The organism is Novosphingobium sp. NPDC080210 (assembly GCF_050281025.1).
Lineage (GTDB): Bacteria > Pseudomonadota > Alphaproteobacteria > Sphingomonadales > Sphingomonadaceae > Novosphingobium.
The window spans coordinates 1-2581 of sequence record NZ_JBNNWL010000016.1; the positions used below are offsets into that span (position 1 = coordinate 1).

General features: G+C 62.1%; 3 protein-coding genes. All 3 read left to right on the forward strand.

Annotation, left to right across the window (positions count from 1 at the left end; all coding sequences use genetic code 11):
- The first annotated feature begins 85 nt into the window (after positions 1 to 85).
- The 3 genes from tnpA to tnpC all read left to right on the forward strand — a co-directional run bounded on the left by tnpA (position 86) and on the right by tnpC (position 2543).
- On the forward strand, positions 86 to 445 hold the full coding sequence (gene tnpA, locus ACQKOE_RS16515) for an IS66-like element accessory protein TnpA (RefSeq protein ID WP_427513782.1): 360 nt from the start codon (positions 86 to 88) through the stop codon (positions 443 to 445).
- On the forward strand, positions 442 to 789 hold the full coding sequence (gene tnpB, locus ACQKOE_RS16520; RefSeq protein ID WP_317210012.1) for an IS66 family insertion sequence element accessory protein TnpB: 348 nt from the start codon (positions 442 to 444) through the stop codon (positions 787 to 789). Before tnpA ends, tnpB begins: the two co-directional genes overlap by 4 nt.
- An 86-nt stretch (positions 790 to 875) precedes the next feature.
- Entirely contained in the window at positions 876 to 2543 is a 1668-nt protein-coding gene (gene tnpC / locus ACQKOE_RS16525; RefSeq protein WP_427513783.1) for an IS66 family transposase, read from the forward strand.
- The last annotated feature ends 38 nt before the right edge of the window (positions 2544 to 2581 follow it).

Sequence of the window (2581 nt, forward strand, 5' to 3'; positions counted from 1 at the left end):
GTACGCCTCCGCTGAGCGGCGCCTTGCTGTTGGGATTATGTGACGGTCTTAAGGTCGCAGTTATTTGCGTACTTAGGAGCGGTTTGTGGGGCGGATCACGGTTTTCGGCGGACCTGAACGGCGCCGTCGCTGGAGTGTCGAGGAACAGCGACGCATTCTGGAAGAGGCCTTTGCCCCCGGCGCGTGCGTTGCGCAGGTTGCGCGGCGCCACGACGTCTCCACAGCGTTGGTCTATACCTGGCGACGCAAGCTTGGCGCGACGCTTGTTGCTTCGCAGGAAGACCATGGCTTCGTTGAAGCTGTCGTATTGGAAGAGAGCAGTTCTGTGCCAACACCTGGGCAACCGGCGATCATAGTTGAGCTCTCTCACGGAGCCCGGGTGAGCATCTACAATTCGGCGTCGGCGACGTTGGCACAGACCGTCGTCAAGGCATTGGCCCGATGATCCCGATCCCAAGCGGCGTTAGGGTGTGGTTGGCGCTTGGGCACACGGACATGCGGCGGGGAATGCGTTCTCTGGCCCTGCAGGTCCAGCAATCCCTGAACAAGGACGTGCATGCCGGCGATCTGTACGTCTTCAGGGGGCGGAGCGGATCGCTGTGCAAGATCTTGTGGCACGACGGCCTCGGGATGTCGTTATACGCAAAACGCTTGGAACGAGGACGTTTTGTCTGGCCATCGGCAAAGGATGGGACGATTGCGATCTCGGCTTCGGCGATGGCCTGCCTGCTCGAAGGCGTGGATTGGCGCAACCCGCAGGAGACCTGGCGCCCGACGCAGGTCGGGTGATTCTGCCCCGGTGCAAAATTGTTTCTTCAGTCGGGAAAATGCCGGTAAATGCTGGGTTTGAGCGGGCTTTGCGGGTATAATACTGCATGGTCCCCGGCGATGCCCCCGATGAGCTTTTGCAGCTTCGAGCCGAGCTGGCCTTGGCGCGCGAGCAGGCCGAGCAAGCTCGGGACAAGGCACTGGTGGCCGAGGCCGAGGTTGCCAAAGTCTGGGCGATCAATGCCGACCTGCTGGCCCGCAACGCCCATCTCGAACTGATGAATGAGCAGATGCGCCGCGACAAATATGGCGCGCGCTCCGAGCGTAGCCGGCGTCTGCTCGATCAGCTCGAACTGACCTTCGAAGAGCTCGAGGCCAATGCCAGCGAGGCCGAGCTGCTTGGCCAGATCGCGGCTGCCAAAACCACCACGGTCCAGGCCTTCACCCGCAAGCGATCCACCCGCCGCGACTTCCCCGCCGATCTTCCGCGTGAGCAGGTCATCATCCCTGCGCCGGAGGTGTGTCCGTGCTGCGGCTCGAACGATCTGAGTCATCTGCCTGCGGCAATCACCGAGACGCTCGAGCGTGTTCCGGCCCGTCACAAGGTGATCCAAACCGTACGCGAGAAAATCTCCTGTCGCCGCTGCGAGAAGATCAGCCAGCCACCAGCGCCTTTCCATGTAACCCCGCGCGGAATGTTCGGGCCGCACTTCCTGGCAAACCTCGCCTTCCAGAAGTACGGCCTTCACCAGCCACTCAATAGCCAACGCGACAGGCTCGAGGCCGAAGGCGTCCCCTTGAGCCTTTCAACCTTGGCGGACCAGATCGGCGCAATCTGCGTGGCGGTAAGGCCCCTGTTCTTGCTGCTGGAAGCCCACGGGCTTGCCGCAGATCGCCTACATGCTGACGACACCACCGTCCCGCTTTTGGCCAAGCTCAAGACCAGCGTAGCGCGAATATGGGACTATGTTCGCGATGATCGACCGTTCGGGGGCACAGCGCCACCGGTGGCGCTATGTTACTACTCCAGTGACCGTAGAGGTGAGCATCCGCGAGCGCACCTGGCGGGCTACACCGGGATTCTCCAGGTCGACAGGTATGCCGGCTTCAATGCCCTGTTCGACGATGGCCGCTTGGACAAGCCCATGACCCGCGCCAATTGCTGGGTCCACGCACGCCGGGAGTTCTTCAAGCTCGTCGATATCAGGCAGCAACTCAAACGCAGGAAAACGGGCGCCACGCCGCTGGTCTCGCCGCTGGCAAGCGAGGCGCTCGAGATCATCGATCGGCTCTTTGCTATCGAGCGCGACATCAACGGCAAGCCCGCCGCCGAGCGTCTTGCCGTTCGCCAGGAACGGTCAGCTCCCATCGTTGCCGAACTCGAGACATGGATGCGCGAAACGCGCAGCCAGCTCTCACGTCACGATGCGGTGGCCAAGGCCATCGCCTACCTCCAGAACGACTGGGACGGCTTCACCACATTCCTCGCCGACGGCCGCATATGTCTCTCGAACAACGCAGCAGAGCGACAGCTGCGCAGCGTTGCTCGCGGAAGAAAAGCCTGGTTGTTCGTCGGCTCAGATCGCGGTGGCCAGCGCGCCGCAATGATGTTCAGCCTCTTTGGCACCGCACGCCTCAACGATGTAGATCCGCTCGCCTGGTTCACCGACGTCCTCGCCAAGATCGCCGACATACCCCAGAACCGTCTTCACGAACTCCTCCCCTGGAACTGGAAGGTCGCTCAGCAACAGCTCGCACAGGATATCGCTGCCTGAAATCCGGCGCCGCCGCGCCGCTCAGCGAATGCGTACGA

Coding starts and splice junctions, on each gene's coding strand:
- tnpB (WP_317210012.1), top strand. CDS start 442: ATGATCCCGATCCCAAGCGGCGTTAGGGTGTGGTTGGCGCTTGGGCAC.
- tnpC (WP_427513783.1), top strand. CDS start 876: ATGGTCCCCGGCGATGCCCCCGATGAGCTTTTGCAGCTTCGAGCCGAG.